Source organism: Oscillibacter sp. PC13 (assembly GCF_900115635.1).
Lineage (GTDB): Bacteria > Bacillota > Clostridia > Oscillospirales > Oscillospiraceae > Oscillibacter.
Genome location: NZ_FOXE01000011.1, coordinates 1 through 20,032, shown reverse-complemented (window position 1 = coordinate 20,032; position 20,032 = coordinate 1). Strand labels below are relative to the sequence as shown.

The window sequence follows — 20,032 nt, the reverse complement described above, 5'->3', positions numbered from 1 at the left end:
TCCCTCCTGATAGACAAAGAGAGGGACAGCGGACAGCTGTCCCCCTATGTCAGATACTCAGATCTGTTTGTAAATTTCCTCCAACGTCATACCTTCGGGGAAGCCCAGGTTCTCCAGGGTTCGCCCACCATTCAAATAATCGCGGTCATTGATCGCGCCGGCCACGCCCAGGAAAGCGGTCAGCACCGGCATTTCCAGCCCCAGCCGCTTGGCGACGGAAACGGCAAAAGCGCCACCGCATCCGCAGTCCTCGTGAAGATAGCGGTGATCCAGTGCGTAGGGGCCATCCATGTATTCATAGAACACATGAATTTCAGGATGCTCGTCAATATGCTGGACCATCTCCACCATGCCGACGGGGTTACCGTGCTCGGTCATGCCCATGGCCTCAATGACAGCCTTGCGCTCATTGCGGATCTTGCCGATGCAGCGAACGGCGGCAGGGGTAAACGCATATTTGAACAGGGAAAATTTGTTGCCCTTGTGATCGATTTCCGCAGACGAAAGGATCGTGCTGGCAACGTGGTTGATCACATTGCCAGCGTTGATGGTGCCTTCAAACACGTTCTGGTTGGCGGTGTACTCCACAACGCCTTCCAGAGCCTTGATGACCTTCTCCGTGTCGCTGGCGGGCAGAGAGGCGATCTTGCCCTTCAGGTTCAGCGGCATTCCGGTGGTGACCTCAGCGGGAGCGGTCAGACGGCAGGGGCCGAAGTTGCCCTCCTTTTCCGTCAGAGTCACGTCGGCGGTCACACCCAGCTCCTGAAAGACCTTGCGGAAAATAAAGGAGCCCAGGTTTCCGGGAATGATCAGAATGTGCTGGCCGTCCTCCAGATAAGGGGCGATCCAGCGGGCGATCTCCTCATGCCGGTCAGCGGGAACATCCACGCAAATCAGCTCCGCACCTGGAATGGCCTCCGCCGGATCCGTCGTGACTTTCTCCGGGACGCCCGTACCGCGCATCCCGCCTCTCAGCTGAATGCCGCCGAGCTTCTTCACAGCATCCAACTGCTCAGAGAAACGCTCCGTATCGGTCAGGGTCACTTTAAAGCCGCGCATGGCCATGACAGCCGCCACCATATGGCCTGTAGAACCGCCGCCAATGACAGTAATTTTTTCGATCATGGTAAACATCTCCTCAATGCTCTCCGGCTGTTGCCCCAGCAGGATAAATAGTGAAATGTTACCCACAGTTCAACTTTATATTACACGAAAATAGTATGAATTTACAAGATGATTTTTTTGGTATCAGGTAACGAAAAACTTTATGAGACCCCAAAAGCGCTCCGGGTATGTGAAATACCCGGAGCGCTTTTCTGTGCGTTTGTGCCTGTTGAAACGGAACGTCTCAGCCCAGGAACATAGAGGCAATGCTGAACAGGGGGATTGCAACAATCAACAGTGCCAGGCAACTAACTATCGTCACCTTAATACGCATAGAGCCACTGGTGAGGGCTTCCTGAGAATGGAAGATGGCTGCCGGAGCAGAAGCGCCGGGGAGAACGGCACCAATGTTGATGATATAAATCATGGCAGCGCCGGCAAACATGGGATTCATGCCGCTTTCGATGACAAAGGGGGCGACGATGGGGATCATAGCGGCGCCGAAAGCAATGTTGGAGCCCACGTTGGTCAGGAACATACTCAGCAGGATGGTAACGATCAGGATGAACAGTCCACTGCGGCCTGCAAAGATGGGAGAGAACAGATTGCTGAGGAAGGGCACGATGCCGGTGGCCTCGTTGGTGACAGCGGAAGCAACAGGCAGCGTAACGGCGCACATGAAGATGACCTGCCAGCTGATGGCACTGTCCTTCACCTTGTAGAACTCGATGCAGCCCTTGCCGTCGCCCTCGCCGCTGGGCATGATCAGCAGGATCGCGGCGCACAGGCAGTAGACACCGGCGGCGGTGAGGGTGTTGTTGATGAAGTTGGCGAAAGAGGTCTCCATCATGGTATTGGCCAGGATGACGACCACGATGGAAATGAGGTAAACCACCAGGATGCGCTTGGCGCGGGGACGCAGGGTTTTGCTCTCATCGCCCAGCTTATCTGCGTCAAATTCGGTCAGCTTGCTGTAGTCGATCTTGAAGATTGCCTTGCTGATATATACATAGAGGATCATGGTCAGGGCGGTGCAGGGAACGGTGATGCAGCCCATCAGGCCAAAGTTGATAGGACTGCCGGTGACCTCGGCCCAAACGCCGGCCAGGCCGAACTGCCAGCTGGTGTAGGGGATCATAGCGCCGCCCAGCATGGTGCACATCAGAATTCCAGCGAAGCCCACATAGACAAAGGGACTGTTCTTCTCGTAGCCGCAATTTTCAGCGATGTCCAGCCAGATGCCGTAGAGAATGAGGGACAGGACGATCTGATTGACCACGATGGAGGAAAGACCGAAGATCACAAAGAAGGAGCAGACGTAAAGCATGGGGCGGCCCTTGAAGATCTTCAGAGAAAGAGACCAGCGGACGAACCACTTGCCGAATCCGTAGTAAGAAAGCGCGCCAGCCGAGATGAAGCCCACCAGGGTCTGGAACACCACGTTGTGGCCCATCATGGAGGTAATGGCCGCGCCCATGGTGGTGTAGCCACAGATACCGAAAGCCAGAATTGCGAACAGGGACGGCCAGATGATATCACAGGCAGTATAGCCATAGACCAGACCCAGGAATACACCCAGGACCTTCATGCCAACGGGAGTGATGCCGCCGAAAGCGGGAAGGTAACCGAAGCCAAACATCAGCGCCAGGGTGATCACGATGTTGACGATGTATGATGTGCTGTATTTCGTTTTCTTATCGTTGGTTGCCATTTTGAAATACCATTCCTTTCTCTCTGTTTCAGTATGATAGAAATGGGGACTGCTACATGGACGCACCTAAAATGCCCGGGCAAGGGCAGGCGCGCGTCCTTCTGCTCGGGTCGAACTGCGGGTATCGTTTGAAAGAGTGAACCCGTACATCAGACCGCGGCATTGGAAAACGATGTCCTCAGGAATGGTTTTCTGCATTGTATCATGGAACCCGGCCGTTGAAAAGATGGGCGATACCCGCGTTTTTTGATAGGGGATAACAAGGTTTGCCCTTTGACAATTTCGGTCGGTTTGGGGTTTGATAATGGTGAAAGAGTGAGCCATATATCCCCCGGAAAGGAGAACGATCCAGCAGTTGATGATCACTGCGTTCCTCCGGATGTTTTACTGCGCAGCGAGCCTTTGCTGCGAGAAAGGAAGTATGCATATGTACGGATGGAGAGCAAGAATTGGTCTGATCACTCCCATGAGTGAAAATGCCGAGCATGCGTTTCACATCTATGCGCCGGAAGGCGTTTCCTTCGCTTCGATGAAAATCAACTTTCCGGGCCCGACCCCTGAAGGACTGATTATTCTGACGGATCAGCTGGAAGCCACCGCCGCCACCTATAAGGGTTCCGACATGGACCTGGTGGTGTTCGGCTGCACCTCCGGCAGCTGTATCAAAGGCGTTGGCTGGGATCAGGCGTGCATTGACCAGATTGAGCGCGCCTCCGGAATTCCTGGTCTGACCACCAGTACTGCGGTCCTGGAGGCGCTGCGTGCCCTGGGGACCAAAAAGGTCGCTGTCCTGACCCCCTATCCGGAAGCCACCAACGAAGCAGAGAAAAAGTTCTTGGAAGACAATGGGTTTGAGGTCACTAATATTGTCGGCATGGACATGACCGCTTATACCCTGGAAAACGGCAAACCCGGTTTTTCCAACGCGGACGAGTATTTCCTGTTCCAGAATGCCAAGAAAATGGATCTCAAGGGAGCGGACACCTTCTTCCTCAGCTGCATGGGCCTGACCACCATGGAGATCGTGGACAGTCTGGAGACCTGCCTGGGTGTTCCCGTTGTCACCAGCCATCAGGCCACGCTGTGGAGCGCCCTGCGCCACTGCCGCGTGGGGGCGAAGCTCCCCAAGCTGGGCAAGCTGTTCACGCTCTAATTAAAGAGGAAAGGACTGATTCGATGTATAGTTGGCGAGCAAGAATCGGCGTGATCGCTCCCTTGGATGACAAGGTCGAATACGCTTTCAACAAATACGCCCCTGATGGCGTTGCCTTTAACAGCAGCAGACTTGCCTTTTCTGGAAATCCCACTCCGGAAAACCTGATCCGCATGACCGAGCTGCTGGAAGACACCGCAAAGATGTATGCTACGCAGCCCCATGATGTGATCCTCTTTGGCTGTACCTCCGGTAGCTGCATCAAAGGATTTGGATTTGATAAGGAATGTATCGAGCGCATTGAACGCGCCAGCGGCTGGCCCGGACTGACCACCAGCACCGCAGTCCTGGAGGCATTTGAGGCCCTGGGACTGAAAAAGACGGTGGTGATGACGCCTTACCCCGATGATACCAATGAGGCCGAAAAGAAGTTCATGGAGGACAACGGGCTGGAGGTCACCTCCATCACGGGCGTCGGCTTCAACAGAAATGGTCCGTACAGCCACGCCAGCAAGCTGCACCTGTACCGCAATGCCAAGAAGCTGAAAACGGAAGGCGCGGAAGTGTTCTTCCTCAGCTGCATGGGCCTTGCCACCATGGAGCTGGTGGAGATCCTGGAGGAGGATCTGGGGATGCCCGTCATCACCAGCCACCAGGCCAGCCTGTGGGCCTGCCTGCGCCATGCCGGCATCAAGGACAAGCTGCCCGGGCTGGGCAAGCTGTTCACCATCTGACCCCTCATTTGGAAAACAGCGGAAGATAACAGTAAGGAGGATACAAAATGGGTTTCAATTATCATGGGATTACAACTGACATGACAAAGCAGCTGTGCCACTTTGTCAAGGAGCTGAAATACGAAGATATTCCCCCGATGGTCATTGAGCGCGCCAAAATGAATATCATGCACACCGTTGGTGTCAGCCTGTGCAGCTCGGAGCTGCAGCAGGTGAAGGACGCCATTGCCATCTCCCAGGAGATGTCTCCCGGTGCCTCCCAGGAGGCCACCCAGTGGGCCACCGGCAAGAAGATGAGCTGGGAAGCCGCTGCCTTTACCGCCGGTTCCATGGGCGACATGCTGGACTGGGAGGACTGCTCTGTCACCGGACATCCCTCCGCCGGCGTCATCCCCACCGCGGTGATCGCCGCCGAAGTGTTGCACAAGAGCGGCAAGGACCTGCTGACCGCTGTGGTGGCCGGCTATGAGGTCTATCAGCGTGTGGCGCTGGCGGGCAACAGCAACATCGTCAGCTACAACATTTTCGGCTGCCTGGCAGTCCTGATGAAGCTGATGGACCTGTCCGAGGAGAAGATGAACCAGGCATTCGGCATCGGCACCGCCTGCGCCATCATTCCCACCTCTCCCCATGAGACCACCATGTCCGACTCCCTGAATTACCTGTATGGCTACAAGGCGGAGAACACGGTCACCATGATCAAGACGGCCATCAACGGCATTGAGAACATGGAGGACGCCTTCGACGATCCCACCGCCTACCTGCGGCATACCCGGCTGACGCAGCCCGAATGGATCACCAAGGAGCTGGGCGAGACCTGGATGATGATGAACATGATCCTCATCAAGCACTGGCCTGCCAACGTGTTCGTGCAGACCTACACCGAACTGGCCGCCAGACTGGTCACCAAGTACAAGTTCAATCCCGACGACGTGGCGGAGATCATCATCAGTCCCTCTGTGGAGTTCCGTCACTGGTATTCTGAGGTGGGCTATGAGTCCGTCACCCAGGCCCAGTTCTCCATCCCCTACGGCACTGCCTGCGCCATGTATCATCCCGAGCCCGGCGCCATCTGGTATCAGCCCGAGACCATGAAGGACCAGAAGATCATCGACCTGATGATGAAGGTCAAGGCTGACGGTTTTGTGCCCTTTGACTTCCATAAGTCTCGCTTCATTCAGGATCTGATCGCCGGAACCCATCCCGAGAAGTTTATGACTGTCCGCATGAAGGACGGCACCGAGTATGTGGAGAGCGCCTTCACCCATCCCGGTCATCCCAACTACATGCTCACCCGCGACGAGTTCAAGGACATGTTCCGTCTGACCACCAAAAACGTGCTGAGCCCCGAAAAGACCGAGGGCGCCATTGACTGCATTTGCCATCTGGAGAAGTACGAGGACGCCTCCGTGCTGCCCACGTTCTTCTATTGAGCCGGCCGGTGAAGTTCCACATCACTTTGAAGAAACAGGAGGTACAGTATGCGGTATAATCGTTTTTTTAGAGATAATAACTGGCTGACTCCCACGACCTATACCCAGGAGCTCAGCGAGTATGCTGTGAATTTGAAATATGAGGATATTCCTCCCGAGGTCATCGAGCGCGCCAAGATGATCATGCTCCAGACCATCGGTGTTTCCCTGGCCGCTAAGGGCACGCCCATTGCCGACAAGGCCCGCAAGATGGCCGTGGAGGCCAACGGCGGCGAGGGTGGTCCTACCACCCTGTGGGGCACCGGCGAGAAGCTGGCTTCTGTCAACGCCGCCCTGGCCCTGGGTACGATCTCCGACGCGCTGGACTGGGAGGACTGCTCCTGGACCGGCCATCCCTCTGCCGGCATCATTCCCTGCGCCTGGCTGGCGGCCGAGGAAAAGCACAAGAGCGGCAAGGAGATGCTGACTGCCATCGTGGCTGCCTATGAGGTCTATCAGCGCATCGCCATGGCAGTCCAGCCCACCGACGAAATCTGGAAGACCAAGGGCTGGGGCCTGACCAGCTGGCAGATCTTCGGCTGCATCCTGTCTGTTGCCAAGCTGTATGACTTTGACGCCCGCAAGATCAACCAGGCCATCGGCGTGGGCTGCGAGAGCAGCACGATCCCCACGGCATACCATGCCACCACCATGTCCGACTTCTATCACTATGAGCATGGCTACCGTGCCCGCGACGGCTTCCTGATCTCCAAGTCCGTGGAGAAGGGCATCCATAACCAGCGGGATCTGCTGGACTTTGCCCCTGCTTACGGCGGTGTCATCTGCTGCACGCTGGACGGCGAGGACAAGTCCGATCCCTCCTGGTATACCAGAGACCTGGGCAGCCGTTACCTCATCATGGAGACCCTCATGAAGCACTGGCCTGCCAACATGTGGGTGCAGACCACTGCCGAGATCGTCAGCAACCTGGTCAAGGAACATGGCTTTGGTCCTGAGGATGTGGAGGAGATCATCGTCGATCCTCCCGTGGCACAGCGCATGTGGGCGCCTGATGACGGCTTCACCTCCGTCACCCATGCCCAGTTCTCCATCCCCTTCGTGGTGGCCTCCATGCTCTACGATCCCAACCCCGGCGCGCAGTGGTACACCGAGGAGAAGATGAAGGACCCCAAGATCATTGCCCTGGCCAAGCGCGTCAAGGGAAGCGATTCCACACCTGACTCTCCCATGGTCGGTTTCAAACAGTTCCGTGAGGGCACTTATCCCATGAAGACCATCACCATTACGCTGAAGAACGGTGAGAAGTACGTCGGCAAGATGGACTGCCATCCCGGTCATCCCGCCAACATGATGACCCGTGAGGAGTTCGTGGAGCGTTTCCGTGTTCAGGCCGCTCCCGTACTCCAGGGCGACCGGCTGGAAAAGGCCATTGAGGTTCTTTGCAGCATCGAAACCGTCGATGATATCGCTGCGGTCTCTGAGCTTCTCTATTGATTTCCGGGCCTGTATCTGACAGACAGGCCATTTACACAGCTGTATTTCTCGGCAGAACCCGTACACCGCTGGCCGACAGTTGACACAGGCCGGCCAGCGGTCACTCTCTCGTATGGGACCTGCTGAGGCTGGTACAGCCGGATGTACTGGAGGAATATATGAACAAAATAGCCATTGTCGGCTTTGGCGGCGCCGGATACAATGCCGCCAAAGAAGCACGAAGCGTTGACCCGGAGGCCATCATCGATGTGTATTCCGACACCAATATCGGGCCGTATAACCCCATGCTGACCACATACTATGTGAAAGGCGCGATCCCCTACGAAGCACTGTTTCCCTTTGGCCCTCTGGAGGAGATTGCAAAAGAGCTGAATCTTCATTTCCACGGCAATCAGCCCGTGACCGGACTGGAGCCCTCGGAAAAAGCCTTGATTTTTGCCGACGGCAGCCGGAAGCAGTATGACAACATTCTGATCAGCACGGGCGCGTCCGCCGTGATGCCCCCTATCCCGGGTCTGGATTTACCCGGCGTATTCAAGATGCGTACTGCGGCGGATGCCGTGGCCCTGAAGAAAATGCTGGAGGCCGGAAAGGTGGGGAGCTGCCTGGTCATCGGCGCCTCCTGGGTCGGCATCAAGGTGGTGGAGGACATGGTTGCCTATCGTGTTCCCTGTACCCTGGTGGACGGCGCCAAGTGGATGTTCTATGTGGCCGCCTTTGAGAAGACCGCCAAGCGCGCCCAGCAGGATCTGGAGGCCAAGGGCGTTCCCGTGTACTGCGAGCAGATGCTGGATCACATCGAACGGGAGGAGAACGGCCAGCTGACCGCAGTCATGCAGAACGGCCGCCGCTTTTCCGCGGATACCGTTGCGGTGTGCATCGGTGTGCGGATGAATGTGGGCTTCCTGAAGGGCAGCGGCATTGAAATGAATCGCGGCGTTCTGGTGGACAAGACCATGCGCACCAACTACGAGGGCATTTATGCCGCCGGCGACTGCTGTGAGGCCCTGGATATCCAGAGCGGCACGCACCGCAACATCGGTGTCTGGTTCAACGCCAATAAGCAGGGGCAGGTGGCCGGTGCCAACATGGCGGGCAGACACATGGAATTCGATGCCAACGTTCTGGTGAATCTGGCCCATTACCTGGATTATGATTTTATCAGCATCGGTGACATCAGTGCCTGCAAGCCGGAGGACGAGGTCTACGAATACGAGGACCACAAGTATTATATCCGTGCGGTGAAGAACAGTGAAGGCATCAAATGCATCAACATGATCGGCTCGGCCGGCAGCAACGGCGTGGTGAAGAACGCCTTCATCAAGGCCATTGAAAGCAAGCACGCCGGCTTGGATATCAAAACCATTTGCTTCCTGAGGGAGAAAGGCTTCCCGGACAGCTTTATCGACTATTTAGGAGGGACATCCATTGACTGAACTGGAAAAGAAGATCAAAGCCAAAATCCCTGGCGAGGATACCGGCATTGAAGTCAGACATTCTCTGTGCGCCATCTGCAGCCCCGGTATCCACTGCGGTGTGGACTGCTATGTAAAGGACGGCAAGATCATCCGCGTGGAGGGTACGCCGGACCACCCCCTGAACCGCGGCAAGCTGTGCACCAAGGGCTCCTCTCTGCGGAACTATGTGTACCGCGAGGACCGCATCAAGACGCCGCTGAAGCGTGTGGGTGAGCGCGGCGAGGGCAAGTTTGAGCCCATCACCTGGGATGAGGCCTATCAGATCATCGCGGAGAACCTGAACAAGGTGAAGGAACAGTACTCCGCCCACGCTGTGGCCTTCTTCAGCGGCTACTGCAAGTGGTATCGCCCCATCCTGCACCGGTTTGCCCACGTGTTCGGTAGCGTGAACTTCGGCACCGATGACAGCACATGCTTTGCGTCCATGTATATTGCCGACAAGGTCACCGCCGGCACCGGCGGCGGACCGGATATGGGCCATGCGAATACCTTCCTGGGCTGGAACTATGAGGGCTATTACTCCAACCACCTGTCTGTGGCGGGTGTCCAGAAGCTGAAGGAGCGGGGTGGCAAGGTCATCATCATTGATATCCGGGACACCCCGGCCACCAAGAACCTGGCGGATATTTTCCTGAAGATCAACCCCGGTACGGACGGTGCCCTGGCCCTGGGCATGGCCAAGCTCATCATTGACAACGGCTGGGCCGACATGGACTATGTGGAAAAGTACACCTATGGCTTCGAGCAGTATCGGGAATTGGTCCAGCAGTATCCTCTGGACAAGGTGGCTGAGATCACCGGCCTGAATCCGGATGACATTTATGAGGCCACCAAGCTGTACGCCACCAATGGCCCGGCCTGCACCAACTTCTCCGCCTCTGCCCTGGTGCATCACATCAACGGCTTCAATTCTCACCGGGCCATTCTCTGCCTGACCGCGCTGACAGGCAACTTTGACCGTGAAGGCGGCAATGTGCCCAATCCGCCCAGCTATATCCATAAGCGTGCCGGCTTCCGCAGCCGCGAGGAGGAGTTCCGCTCCAACCGCTATCCCGGCGGCCAGCGGCGCATCGGCGCTGAGCGCTTCCCCCTGTGGGAGGCACAGAACGATGAGTTCCAGGCCATGGATCTCCTGCGCCAGATCGAAGAGCAAAAGCCCTACCCCGTCAAGGCTGTCGTTGGTCTGGGCATGAACGCAAAGATGTTCCCTGAGACCGACAAACTCCTTGCGGCCATGACCAAGAACCTTGATTTCTTCGTGAACATCGACCTGTTTATGACCATGACCTGCAAGTACGCAGACATCGTGCTGCCTGCCTGCTCGTCTGTGGAGCGCGGCGAACTGAAGGCCTATGAGGGCGGCTATCTCGCCTTTACAAAGCCGGTCATTGAGCCGTTGTATGAATCCAAATCTGACGTGGATATTCTCTGCGAATTGGCTCGGGTCATGGATCTGGACGACGATCTGCTGAAGCAGGGCTATGAGGCCTCCGCAGACTGGATGATCGACGGCTGCGGCCTGACTGTGGCAGAGCTGAAAAAGACTGGCCAGCCCATGAAGGTCCCCACGGCCAAGTGGCCCGCCAAGCCCGGCAAGCTTCTGGAAAACGGCTTCAAAACCCCCAGCGGTAAATTTGAGTTCTACTCCAACGCCATTGCGGCCATTGATCCGAAGTTTGGGCTGGACCCGCTGCCCAGCTATCGTGATCCGCTGGCAGACCAGAACGATCCCGAGACCCGCGAGAAGTATCCCTTCTACCTGTGCACAGGCGCACGGCTTCCTCATGCGATCCACTCCCGTGTTCACGACACGCCCTGGCTGCGCAGCATTCGCCCCAACCCCACCGTGGAGGTCCACACGGCTGACGCCGCCCGCCTGGGTCTGCAGAACGGCGACAAGGTGGCCCTCTCCAGCCCCTATGGTGAGATTCGAATGTTAGTCAAGATCACCGGTAAAGCGAAGGAAGGCGTCCTGATGACACTCCATGGCTACACAGAGGCAAATGTCAATGAATTGATTGGCCGGAACCATTTGGACCCCTATTCCGGCTTCCCCGGCTTCAAGGGTATGCGCTGCAATATTCGCAAGGTTCAGGAGGACTAACGACCATGAAACACGTTTTTGTATTTGACCAGGACAAGTGCAGCGCCTGTTCCGCCTGTATGATGGGCTGTATGGACCAGAACGACATTGATCTGGCCGCCGGTGACCAGTGCTTCCGCAAGACCTATGACAATGAGATCGCTCTGGCGGACGGCAGCACCTATTGTGCCTACATCTCTGCCGCCTGCATGCACTGCACCGATGCCCCCTGCATCGCCGCCTGCCCTGTGGGCTGTCTCAGCAAGGACCCCGAGACGGGCTTTACCGTTTACGACAACACCAACTGCATCGGCTGCAAGAGCTGTGCCATGGCCTGCCCCTTCGGTGCGCCCCGCTATCGCGCCTCCGACGGCAAGATGGTGAAGTGCGACGGCTGCAATGAGCGCGTCAAAAACGGCCTGAAGCCTGCATGCGTCTGTGCCTGCTCCTTCGGTGCCCTGACCTGTGTCACCGAGGAGGAGTACAAGGCCAGCGGCAGCAACAAGGCCTGCAGCGCCCTAATCGACCAGCTGGGTCTGAAGAAAAAGTAACCGATTTACATTGTTTTCCCTTCCCTTATCCAACCGGCGGAGCACTGGGGGCCCGGAGCCCCCGGTGTTCTCCGGGAAGTATTTCATAGATGGAGGCAGTACATAATGCCAGTCGTTGTTACCCTTGCCGCGTACTCCAACACGGGCAAGACCACTTACCTGGAGAAATTGATCCCGCGCCTGAAGGCCGCGGGTCTTCGCGTGGCGGTAATCAAACATGACGGCCATGATTTTCAAATGGACCAGGAGGGAAAAGATACCTGGCGGTTTGCCCAGGCAGGCGCGGACGCCGTGGCTATTGCCTCCGCTACAAGATTCGCTTTGTGCAGGCAGCATCCGGTAGGGCTGGAGGACATCGTAAACCAGCTCTCCGATGTGGACCTGATTCTCACAGAGGGCTATAAAACAGGCCCTTATCCCAAAATCGCCCTGTTTCGGGCGGCTTCCGGCAAGGACCTTGCGGCAGAGCCGTCGGACTGCATCGCCATCGTATCGGATGTCCCGCTGGAAGCTGGCTGCCCCGTATTTCCCCTGGATGATCCTGCTCCGCTGGCGGCATTTCTGCTGCAGTGCGTGCTGACGGCAAAGCACAAATCCAACCTGGAAAGGATGAACCGTAATGGCGATCTCTGTTGAGCAGGCGATTGACTTGGTATTGCAATATACACACCTTCTGGAGGAGGAAGAAGTCCCTCTCCTGGATGCTGTGGGCCGCATCCTCACCCGGGATGTGAGAGCCGCCATTGTGCAGCCTCCCTTTGACCGGTCTCCACTGGATGGATACGCGGTACGCGCCGAAGACCTTGTGGGCGCCTCACGGGAGGCTCCGGCAGTCCTGCAAGTGGTGGACAAGCTGTACGCGGGAGATGTATCCGGCGTGCCGGTTTGCGCGGGCCAGGCGGTGCGGCTGATGACAGGCAGCATGATCCCCTCCGGTGCGGACTGTATCATCCGCCAGGAGGATACCGACGAGGACGAGAGCCTTGTCCACATTTTCAAATCGGCACGTTCCGGTGAGAATTACTGCCACAGAGGCGAGGAATACCAGATGGGAGCCTGTTTGATCTCCGCTGGAAGAAAAGTTGACGCAGCCGCTGTGGCTGTGGCAGCAGGGAGCGGACTGACCTCCCTGTACGTCCGCCGCCGAATGCGTGTGGCGGTGATCTCCACAGGAGACGAGGTCTGGCAGCCGGGAACGCCTCTTCCGCCTGGAAAAATCTACGATTCCAATACCAGCTATCTCGTTGCCCGCCTGCATCAGTTAGGGGCGGAGATCACCGCAGTAGACGCCATCGGAGACGATCTGGAGCAGATGACAGCCACGCTGCGCCGCTGCAGCGCGGATGCGGATCTGATCCTTACCACCGGCGGCGTGTCCGTCGGCCAGAAGGACCTGGCCGAGGCCGCCATGGTCGCCTTCGGTGCGCGGGTCGTATTCCACGGCATTGATGTCAAGCCCGGAATGCCGACCCTTTTCGCAGAGAAAAACGGCCTGCTGCTGTTAGGCCTGTCCGGAAATCCATTCTCGGCGGCGGTTCCGTTTGAGCTGCTGCTCCGGCCTATGCTGGCGAAAATGACACAGGACGCCTCCATTGCTCCCCGCAGGGAGACGGTGCGGGCAGCCAATATGTTTTCCAAAAGCAGCAGAGTCCGGCGGTTTCTGCGGGCGCATAGCCGGGATGGGCAGGTTTTTATGCCGACAGAGCAGTCCAACGGGCAGATGCGCAGCATGATCGGCTGCAACTGCCTGATTGATGTTCCAGCGGGCAGCAGTGAGATCCCGGAAGGGACCCAGGTGGAGATCATCTGGCTGTAACGCTTCTGACTAGGAGGGCTTATGGCAATATCAACGGATACTTGCGGCGCGGTCATTCTGGCTGGCGGTCGCTCCAGAAGAATGGGGTGCTGCAAGGCCACGCTGGAAATTGACGGCCAAACCATGCTGGAGAGACTGTTGGAAAAACTGAGCGGTTTCAAAGAACGGCTGCTTTCCGCAAATAATCCTGATTTGGCTGCGGGGCTTCCGGTACGCCTTGTTTCAGATCTGTATCAGGATGCCGGCCCTTTGGGAGGGCTTCATGCGGCCCTTTCCGCAACGGAAAAGGATGCGCTTCTCTGCGTTTCCTGCGACTTGCCAAATTTTACAACAGAGCTTGCCCAACTTCTGCTGAATCGATTTCCGCCTAGTGCGGGGGCAATGGCATGCAGAGATAGCAACGGGCAGGTGCATCCTCTGTGTGGAATCTATACGAAATCTGTTTTGCCGGTATTGGAAGAGCACCTGCGTGACGGAGACCGCCGCATGATGTCATTTTTAAAAGATGTCCGCTGCATATATCTGGACACTGGGGGACTGATTCCCGACCGTTGTTTTTTCAATATGAATACTCCGGAGACCTATCAGGCTCTGCTTTTGAATACTGCTGCGCATTCCTAAAGAAAACTTATTCGGAATGTGATCTGATGACTGCGCCGAAAAACGGCGTCAACATGATGTAAAGGAGTGTTGTTATGAGCATTCGAGAAGAATTGCTGCTTTTAAGTGAACAGGACGTGCTTTCTCTGCTGACACCCGCAGATGCGATTGCCGCCGCGGAAGAGACATTCCTGCATATCGGCCTGAGTGAGATTGCTGTGGGGACTATGGCCTTGATGTTTGCGGACGCGGACCGGCAGAATAATTTTCACTCCATGCCCGCCATCCTGCATCATCGTCAGCGCGCCGGTGTAAAGTGGATCGACACCTATGACAATCCTCTGCCCGGCTACCCCTTCAGCCACGGTAATCTGGTGATCCTCAGCGACACACAAACCGGTTCCCCCATTGCCATCGTGGGTGCCACTCATATCACCACCATGCGCACCGCCGGTGGTCACGGCGTAGTCCAGGCCAAATATCTGAGCAACCCTGAGCCGGAGGTCCTGACGGTCATCGGCTGCGGGGCCCAGGCCAAAGCAGGAATGCGGGGCTTTGTGACACAGTTCTCCTCCCTGAAGCAGATCCGCCTGTTCAGCCGCAGCCGCGCACCCATGGAGCAGATGAAACAGGAACTCTCTGACCGGGTAGAGGTGGTGCTGTGTGATTCCCCAGCTCAAGCGGTGGAGGGGAGCCATTTGATTCTGATGGCCTCTGGCGCGCAGGAGACACTGGTTACACGGGAGATGATCCGCCCGGGCACCACGATTATCGGTATTGAGGGCTTCCGGGACCTGGACCCCCAAATCGGAAAGTCGGCAGATAAGTGGTATCTGGGCTACCGCAAGCCAGACGCGGATATTCTGCGCAGCCCAAAACTAAATCCCCATGGCCTGCTGTCGGATCAGGATGTATTTGGTGACATGACAGAGCTTCTCACCGGGAAAGTCCCCGGCCGGGAGCGTGAGGATGAAATTATCGTGTCCACGCATATGGGCATGGGCGCCCATGATGTGGTCTGCGCTGATATCGTTTATCAGCGGGCCCGTCAGCAGGGAATCGGGCAAACGTTCATTTTAGCGTGAACCGTAGAGAAATTGCTGCAGCCATTACAGTAACGAAACAAAGTCCCGCTATGCTTTGGTTTTCCACGGAAGCGCATCAGGTTCCTTATATCCAAACCCGTTGTACTATAAGTATTCAGCCAATGCAGAACATACGAGAATATCCCTGCCCTGAAATTTGCCTATGGAACTATCTTGTAAACTTGACCCAAACCGTGACCCAGACTGGAATCGGAGCAGGCAGGAAACAATGGAGACAACGGAGCGGATAGCAAATCATTTTGAGCCAAAAGGGGCGGAAAGGACGGGATAGCCCGTTCTTTCCGCCCCCGACGTATCTTCACACGCAGGAGGTCACTGGTTCGAGTCCAGTAGTCTCCACCAAAAAGAACCTGATTTCGCAAGAAATCAGGTTCTTTTCTTTCACTTTCGCAACTTTTTCGTGTCTTTCTAGTGCCCCGATTTTTTGCTGTTTTTGATTGACCACAGAAATACCACAGACAGGAAAACTCCCGCATCCGCGGGAGTTTCTTTTTTTCACTTTCATGGCCGGTTCCCTGCCTCCCGGAGCTGTCTCCGCTCCGCCTGGATCTCCGCTTTCATGGTTTCAATCAGCACCTTCAGCTTCTCCTCACATTCTTCCGGGGTGTGGCCGTAGACGTTCCTGGATCGCTGCTTGCCGTCCGGCCCTCCGGGGGAATACCGCCCCTCCCAGAGGTGGTCACCGATCTGATTGACGCAGCCGGTGCCGGGCTTGCGCCGCTTTCCGGGGTCCGTCCAGAAAGTGGTCATGGTTAGGTGCTTCTCCTGGGGTTCCTCCTGCGGAACTTCCTGCTTTCCGATCCCCTGGTCGATTTTGGCCGCTGCCTGCCGCTCCATGGCTTTCGTCACGTGGGTGTAGACGTTCAGGGTGGTGCTAGAGGACCGGTGCCCCACCACCGCCGAGAGGGTCTTCACATCCATGCCGTACTCCAGCGCCGTGGTCACGAAGGTATGCCGGAGATCATGGAACCGGACCTTGAGGCACTGGGCCCTTTTCAGGACCTGGCTCAGCAGCTTTCGGACTGCCGCTGGGTCCCGGGGAGCATCCTCCTTTTTGGGGGATGGAAAAATCCAGCGGGAATCCACCTGCTCCCGGTACCGCCGCAGCTGTTCCGTCACAGCGGGCGAGAGAACGATGGTGCGGACGGCGGCATCCGTCTTGGGCTGGGATACCGTCAGCTTTCCCCGCACCCGGGAGACCTGTCTGCTGATGCGCAGCTCGCCGATTCCCAGGTCCAGGTCGTCCCACTAGAGGGCCAGCAGCTCTCCCCGCCGCAGTCCTGCGGACAACTCCAGAAGAAGCAGCTCATAGCAGCCGTCCTCTTTGGCTTGGATGAGCAATCGCTGCATCTCCTCCCGGGTCAGCACCTGCATCTCCCGTCTTCCCTCTCCCGGCAGCTTGCAGCCCTCGGCGGGGTTCACGGGGATCAGCCCCTCCTCCACCGCCTGGGCCAGCGCCGCCCGGCAGGTGATGTGGCAGCCCCGGACAGAGCGGTCGGACAGTCCCGGCCCATAGAGGTCCGTTCTGTTCAGCCGCCCGCCGTGCTTGAGCTGGTGGTAAAACTGCTGGAGATTCGCCTCTGTCAGCTTGTTCAGGGGGATCTCCCCCAGGGCCGGGATGATATGCCGGTAGATCCGCAGCTCATACTCCTGCTGGGTGCTGGGCCGGAGGGCAGGCATGGAACAGGTCTGATACCAGTGATCCAGCCACGCCCCGAAGGTCATGCCGGATTTGATTTCCTTGGGCTGTTCCGGAGGACGGCACTGCTCCCGCAGGGCTTTTAATTTCCGCAGGCACTCCCCTTTCGTTTTGGCCAGGCAGTTCTTCGTCCTGGGATAGCCCCGCTGGTCGTAGCCTACCACGCACCGCCCCTCCCAGCGGCCATCCTTTCTCAGGTGGACACTGCCGGTGCCGGGCTTGCGCCGCTTTGCCATGGTGTCAGCTCCTTTCCGAAGATGTCCGTCATGAAGGTGTCCATCACCTGGGCCGCCTGCCGCTGCATATCGCCGGTGACGTGGGCGTAGGTGTCTAAGGTGAAGCTGGCCTTGGTGTGGCCTAGGATGCCGGAGAGGGTCTTGGCATCCACGCCGCTGGCCAGGGCGTGGGTGGCGAAGGTGTGCCGGAGGTCATGGAACCGAAGCTCCGGCAGTCCTGCCCGCTTCAGCAGGGTCTTCATCCGGTTGTATGCCATGTCCGGCGGCAGGGGCTGCTCCGGCAGAAGCGGGTGGCAGAAGATCCACTGGGAATAGGAGCGCTTCTTCCGCTTTTGCAGCAGCTCCGCCGTGCTGGGCGGCAGGGTGATGACCCGCTTGCCCGCTCCGGTCTTGGTGGCTCCTGCGGTGACGCCTCCGCCCCTTCGGCGGTGGATGGTGCGGCGGACGGAGAGGGTGCCCTGCTTTCCATCAAAGTCCGACCACATGAGGCCGCAGATCTCGCCTTTCCGCAGGCCGGTAGTCAGCTCCGTGTAGAAGAAGTCATACCAGATGGGATCCTTCCGAATCTCCTCCATAAACCGATCCAGCTGGGCGTCATTGAGGATCTTTCTGGGAGCTGTCTCCTTTTTGGGCAACGTGACGCCCTGGGTGGGATTCAAGGGGATGAGCCGCGCCCGCACCGCCGCATCCATGGCCAGGTGGAACACCCCGTGGAGTCGGCGGACAGTGGAGGCGGACAGAGCGTGGCCATACTCCGGGTCCTCCCGGATACGGCCATGCCTCTGGGCGTCCCGGTACAGCTTCCGGACATCGTCCGGGGTGATCTTGCTGATGGGCTTGCTGCCCAGGCGGGGCTTGATGTGGTACTGGATATGATGGCGGTATCCTTCCAGAGTGCTCTCCCGCACGGAGGGTGCCACCAGCTCCTCCAGCCATTGGTCCAGCCACTCCCCCAGGGTCATGCGACTGTTCTCGGTAAGGTCTACACCCCGGTAGGTACTCATCTCCCGGTGGAGCTTTTCCGTCAGGGCTTTCTGGCTCCCGGCGGACACGTAGCGGAAGATGGAGTCGCCGTTTTCCTTGTGGCCCACCACGATGCGGCCCTCCCAGCGGCCATCCTCCCGCTTGCGCACCATGCCGTCCCCAGCCGGTCTGCGCTTTCCCATGGACTACACCTCCTCCGCCCGGCGGCAAGCTCTGGCCTCTTCCTCATCCTCGAAGGAATACAGCCCGTCTGCCTCCAACTCCTGTGCCAGTCCCCAGGCCAGTTTGAACCCGGCCATGAAGCTGGCAAGGAATGTCTCTTCCCGGAGCTCGATGCCTAGGTCTACCAGCTTCAGCAGCTTTTCCCGGTTCTGCCGATCCAGCTGCTCCCGCAGTTCCCGGCGGAGCCCCTCGATCTCTCTTCGCACGTCCGCATACTCGGGTTCCCGGAAGAACCGCTGGTGCAGTGCACGCATATAGTCGTTCATGTGTCTCGCCTCCTATCAGCGACACACAATACCGAAAGACACGGAGAATATCCAGGGATTTTGACCACAGTTCAGAAAGAATTATCATTTGCGTGGTTCGAGGGGCAGGGGCCTATTATTGTTTACTGCGGCGCAGATTTTGAGGGATTAAGATCGGATCCTATTTCTAATGAACAAAAAATCGGAGCACCCCGAAGGATACTCCGATCGTCCGCGTGTCATGAAATGGCTTGCGAAAGTCCAGCAATACTAGCCGTTTACAAGCAGCAGACAAGTCACTTTTATCTTAGATGGTCCGGTCAAGCACAGTAACCTGCGTGATCACATCACGCAGGCGGTCAGAACCCACCATATAGTTCAGAACATCGTCAGCTGTTGCGAAGTACTGCGTTGTATCAGGCTGCCCCCACAGGTAGGCAATGATTCGTCCTCTGGAATGGCTGATACCGTATTCTTTTCCATCCCAAATAAAGTCGATTTCACCGCCTTTGTTCACACACCATTTAAAATCACTGATTGAAACAAATTGATTCTGTTCGGGTGTATTAGAGGGAATCAAAGGAGTCATGGAAAAAATCTCCTTTCTGTGTATGAATCGCTTCAATGGCATATCCATAGGATTAAAGCTTGGACCTGTTGGTGTCCATATGATTTCATGGGCGTGGGGATTTGCATGCTCACCCGGGTTACCATGGTCTGAATGATGAATCTCATGATCAGCTTTACCATCTGGGCCAATATGGGCCTCATAAAGCTCTCCGTGCTTATTATATGTCTGATTGATATCGCCCGGATTCCCTAAAAACTTCCAATCATTCGGTTTCTTGGGGTTCGGTTTCCAGTCTGCGCCATAAGCACTGCCGCCGCCTTTTCCAATCAGGTACGGCTCTATTGTATCACGATTATTACTGGATGTGCCGCCAATTTTAAAGGCATCCAAATCTTCACGACGGAAACTTCGTTCATAGTTCATATACCTCCAGGAACTGCGCTCGTAATCCACGTAGATGATATTGCCCTGCATTTCGGGAAACGGTGTATTGTAGCAGATAATTTTTTCCGGCTCAATACGACGCAGCATCTCGTTGTATCCAGCCATGAACCACTCTTTTTGATCCTGGCGGTTGTCGTGTTCGGACGCCATGTAGGTGGAGACAGCCACCACACTGCCTCTTTCGAGCCCCTCAAAGCAGAAATCAAACGTGGATTCATCTCCCCAGTTGACAGTCGGAATGACCCGGAGCCCTTTGGATGCCCAGTAAGCGCCGCACCAACGATTACGAAATACATTGTAAAGCTGCATGACAGGCGCCATTTCCAGGTACATACTGAAATCCGGCGACAGCACCGCACGGTATCGGG

Annotated in this window: 19 protein-coding genes; 11 read left to right on the top strand and 8 right to left on the bottom strand. The window is 56.9% G+C overall.

The features are described 5' to 3' along the window. Window positions 1–57: 57 nt before the first annotated feature. Both BMZ81_RS07965 and BMZ81_RS07960 read right to left on the bottom strand, forming a co-directional pair. Complete coding sequence (locus tag BMZ81_RS07965; RefSeq protein WP_091130654.1) at window positions 58–1,125, bottom strand: NAD/NADP octopine/nopaline dehydrogenase family protein; 1,068 nt, start codon at window positions 1,123–1,125, stop codon at window positions 58–60. Window positions 1,126–1,348: 223 nt separating this feature from the next. Next, window positions 1,349–2,815 carry an SLC13 family permease gene (locus BMZ81_RS07960; RefSeq protein ID WP_091130653.1) on the bottom strand — a complete coding sequence of 489 codons (1,467 nt, stop codon included), beginning with the start codon at window positions 2,813–2,815 and terminating at the stop codon, window positions 1,349–1,351. Window positions 2,816–3,242: 427 nt separating this feature from the next. Between BMZ81_RS07960 and BMZ81_RS07950 the strand changes: the two genes are divergently transcribed. The 11 genes from BMZ81_RS07950 (at window position 3,243) to BMZ81_RS07900 (ending at window position 15,242) form a co-directional block, all read left to right on the top strand. After that, on the top strand, window positions 3,243–3,968 hold the full coding sequence (locus BMZ81_RS07950) for a maleate cis-trans isomerase family protein (RefSeq protein WP_091130651.1): 726 nt from the start codon (window positions 3,243–3,245) through the stop codon (window positions 3,966–3,968). Between the two features lie 23 nt (window positions 3,969–3,991). Further along, on the top strand, window positions 3,992–4,702 hold the full coding sequence (locus tag BMZ81_RS07945; protein WP_091130646.1) for a maleate cis-trans isomerase family protein: 711 nt from the start codon (window positions 3,992–3,994) through the stop codon (window positions 4,700–4,702). A gap of 47 nt (window positions 4,703–4,749) precedes the next feature. Next, on the top strand, window positions 4,750–6,135 hold the full coding sequence (locus BMZ81_RS07940) for an MmgE/PrpD family protein (RefSeq protein ID WP_091130644.1): 1,386 nt from the start codon (window positions 4,750–4,752) through the stop codon (window positions 6,133–6,135). Window positions 6,136–6,183: 48 nt separating this feature from the next. Continuing rightward, window positions 6,184–7,629 (top strand): MmgE/PrpD family protein, encoded by a 1,446-nt coding sequence (locus BMZ81_RS07935; RefSeq protein ID WP_091130640.1) that lies wholly within the window; start codon window positions 6,184–6,186, stop codon window positions 7,627–7,629. Between the two features lie 158 nt (window positions 7,630–7,787). Beyond that, window positions 7,788–9,065 (top strand): NAD(P)/FAD-dependent oxidoreductase, encoded by a 1,278-nt coding sequence (locus BMZ81_RS07930; RefSeq protein ID WP_091130638.1) that lies wholly within the window; start codon window positions 7,788–7,790, stop codon window positions 9,063–9,065. Further along, on the top strand, window positions 9,058–11,211 hold the full coding sequence (locus tag BMZ81_RS07925) for a molybdopterin-containing oxidoreductase family protein (protein WP_091130636.1): 2,154 nt from the start codon (window positions 9,058–9,060) through the stop codon (window positions 11,209–11,211). Before BMZ81_RS07930 ends, BMZ81_RS07925 begins: the two co-directional genes overlap by 8 nt. A gap of 5 nt (window positions 11,212–11,216) precedes the next feature. Next, on the top strand, window positions 11,217–11,741 hold the full coding sequence (locus tag BMZ81_RS07920; protein ID WP_091130634.1) for a 4Fe-4S dicluster domain-containing protein: 525 nt from the start codon (window positions 11,217–11,219) through the stop codon (window positions 11,739–11,741). A 105-nt stretch (window positions 11,742–11,846) separates the two neighbouring features. Further along, window positions 11,847–12,377 (top strand): molybdopterin-guanine dinucleotide biosynthesis protein B, encoded by a 531-nt coding sequence (gene mobB, locus BMZ81_RS07915; RefSeq protein WP_242942593.1) that lies wholly within the window; start codon window positions 11,847–11,849, stop codon window positions 12,375–12,377. Beyond that, a complete protein-coding gene (glp, locus tag BMZ81_RS07910) occupies window positions 12,361–13,557 on the top strand; it encodes a molybdopterin molybdotransferase MoeA (protein WP_091130630.1) in 1,197 nt (398 codons plus the stop codon). Before mobB ends, glp begins: the two co-directional genes overlap by 17 nt. Window positions 13,558–13,578: 21 nt before the next feature. Further along, a complete protein-coding gene (locus BMZ81_RS07905; RefSeq protein WP_091130628.1) occupies window positions 13,579–14,178 on the top strand; it encodes a molybdenum cofactor guanylyltransferase in 600 nt (199 codons plus the stop codon). A 74-nt stretch (window positions 14,179–14,252) separates the two neighbouring features. Next, window positions 14,253–15,242 carry an ornithine cyclodeaminase family protein gene (locus BMZ81_RS07900; RefSeq protein ID WP_091130627.1) on the top strand — a complete coding sequence of 330 codons (990 nt, stop codon included), beginning with the start codon at window positions 14,253–14,255 and terminating at the stop codon, window positions 15,240–15,242. A 319-nt stretch (window positions 15,243–15,561) separates the two neighbouring features. Here BMZ81_RS07900 and BMZ81_RS07895 read toward each other — a convergent pair whose 3' ends face one another. The 6 genes from BMZ81_RS07895 to BMZ81_RS07875 form a co-directional block, all read right to left on the bottom strand. Further along, the gene (locus BMZ81_RS07895) at window positions 15,562–15,768 is read right to left on the bottom strand and encodes a hypothetical protein (protein ID WP_091130626.1); all 207 of its coding nucleotides are present in this window, start codon (window positions 15,766–15,768) and stop codon (window positions 15,562–15,564) included. Then, window positions 15,765–16,496, bottom strand: coding sequence for a tyrosine-type recombinase/integrase (locus tag BMZ81_RS14245; protein ID WP_347498059.1), 732 nt, complete (start codon window positions 16,494–16,496; stop codon window positions 15,765–15,767). Before BMZ81_RS14245 ends, BMZ81_RS07895 begins: the two co-directional genes overlap by 4 nt. Before the next feature lie 15 nt (window positions 16,497–16,511). Next, on the bottom strand, window positions 16,512–17,198 hold the full coding sequence (locus tag BMZ81_RS14240) for a site-specific integrase (protein ID WP_242942591.1): 687 nt from the start codon (window positions 17,196–17,198) through the stop codon (window positions 16,512–16,514). Next, window positions 17,156–18,364, bottom strand: coding sequence for a tyrosine-type recombinase/integrase (locus tag BMZ81_RS07885; protein ID WP_091130625.1), 1,209 nt, complete (start codon window positions 18,362–18,364; stop codon window positions 17,156–17,158). Before BMZ81_RS07885 ends, BMZ81_RS14240 begins: the two co-directional genes overlap by 43 nt. 3 nt (window positions 18,365–18,367) lie before the next feature. Then, on the bottom strand, window positions 18,368–18,670 hold the full coding sequence (locus BMZ81_RS07880) for a DUF6809 family protein (RefSeq protein WP_091130623.1): 303 nt from the start codon (window positions 18,668–18,670) through the stop codon (window positions 18,368–18,370). A 286-nt stretch (window positions 18,671–18,956) separates the two neighbouring features. Continuing rightward, window positions 18,957–20,032, bottom strand: a 1,076-nt coding sequence (locus BMZ81_RS07875; protein WP_143072753.1) for a DUF4417 domain-containing protein, incomplete at its 5' end; no start/stop codon positions are given.

What these genes read in the sequence shown, in the direction of transcription:
- BMZ81_RS07965 (WP_091130654.1), bottom strand. Translation starts at nt 1,125, where the DNA reads ATGATCGAAAAAATTACTGTCATTGGCGGCGGTTCTACAGGCCATATG.
- BMZ81_RS07960 (WP_091130653.1), bottom strand. Translation starts at nt 2,815, where the DNA reads ATGGCAACCAACGATAAGAAAACGAAATACAGCACATCATACATCGTC.
- BMZ81_RS07950 (WP_091130651.1), top strand. Translation starts at nt 3,243, where the DNA reads ATGTACGGATGGAGAGCAAGAATTGGTCTGATCACTCCCATGAGTGAA.
- BMZ81_RS07945 (WP_091130646.1), top strand. Translation starts at nt 3,992, where the DNA reads ATGTATAGTTGGCGAGCAAGAATCGGCGTGATCGCTCCCTTGGATGAC.
- BMZ81_RS07940 (WP_091130644.1), top strand. Translation starts at nt 4,750, where the DNA reads ATGGGTTTCAATTATCATGGGATTACAACTGACATGACAAAGCAGCTG.
- BMZ81_RS07935 (WP_091130640.1), top strand. Translation starts at nt 6,184, where the DNA reads ATGCGGTATAATCGTTTTTTTAGAGATAATAACTGGCTGACTCCCACG.
- BMZ81_RS07930 (WP_091130638.1), top strand. Translation starts at nt 7,788, where the DNA reads ATGAACAAAATAGCCATTGTCGGCTTTGGCGGCGCCGGATACAATGCC.
- BMZ81_RS07920 (WP_091130634.1), top strand. Translation starts at nt 11,217, where the DNA reads ATGAAACACGTTTTTGTATTTGACCAGGACAAGTGCAGCGCCTGTTCC.
- mobB (WP_242942593.1), top strand. Translation starts at nt 11,847, where the DNA reads ATGCCAGTCGTTGTTACCCTTGCCGCGTACTCCAACACGGGCAAGACC.
- glp (WP_091130630.1), top strand. Translation starts at nt 12,361, where the DNA reads ATGGCGATCTCTGTTGAGCAGGCGATTGACTTGGTATTGCAATATACA.
- BMZ81_RS07905 (WP_091130628.1), top strand. Translation starts at nt 13,579, where the DNA reads ATGGCAATATCAACGGATACTTGCGGCGCGGTCATTCTGGCTGGCGGT.
- BMZ81_RS07900 (WP_091130627.1), top strand. Translation starts at nt 14,253, where the DNA reads ATGAGCATTCGAGAAGAATTGCTGCTTTTAAGTGAACAGGACGTGCTT.
- BMZ81_RS07895 (WP_091130626.1), bottom strand. Translation starts at nt 15,768, where the DNA reads ATGAAAGTGAAAAAAAGAAACTCCCGCGGATGCGGGAGTTTTCCTGTC.
- BMZ81_RS14240 (WP_242942591.1), bottom strand. Translation starts at nt 17,198, where the DNA reads ATGGCAAAGCGGCGCAAGCCCGGCACCGGCAGTGTCCACCTGAGAAAG.
- BMZ81_RS07885 (WP_091130625.1), bottom strand. Translation starts at nt 18,364, where the DNA reads ATGGGAAAGCGCAGACCGGCTGGGGACGGCATGGTGCGCAAGCGGGAG.
- BMZ81_RS07880 (WP_091130623.1), bottom strand. Translation starts at nt 18,670, where the DNA reads ATGAACGACTATATGCGTGCACTGCACCAGCGGTTCTTCCGGGAACCC.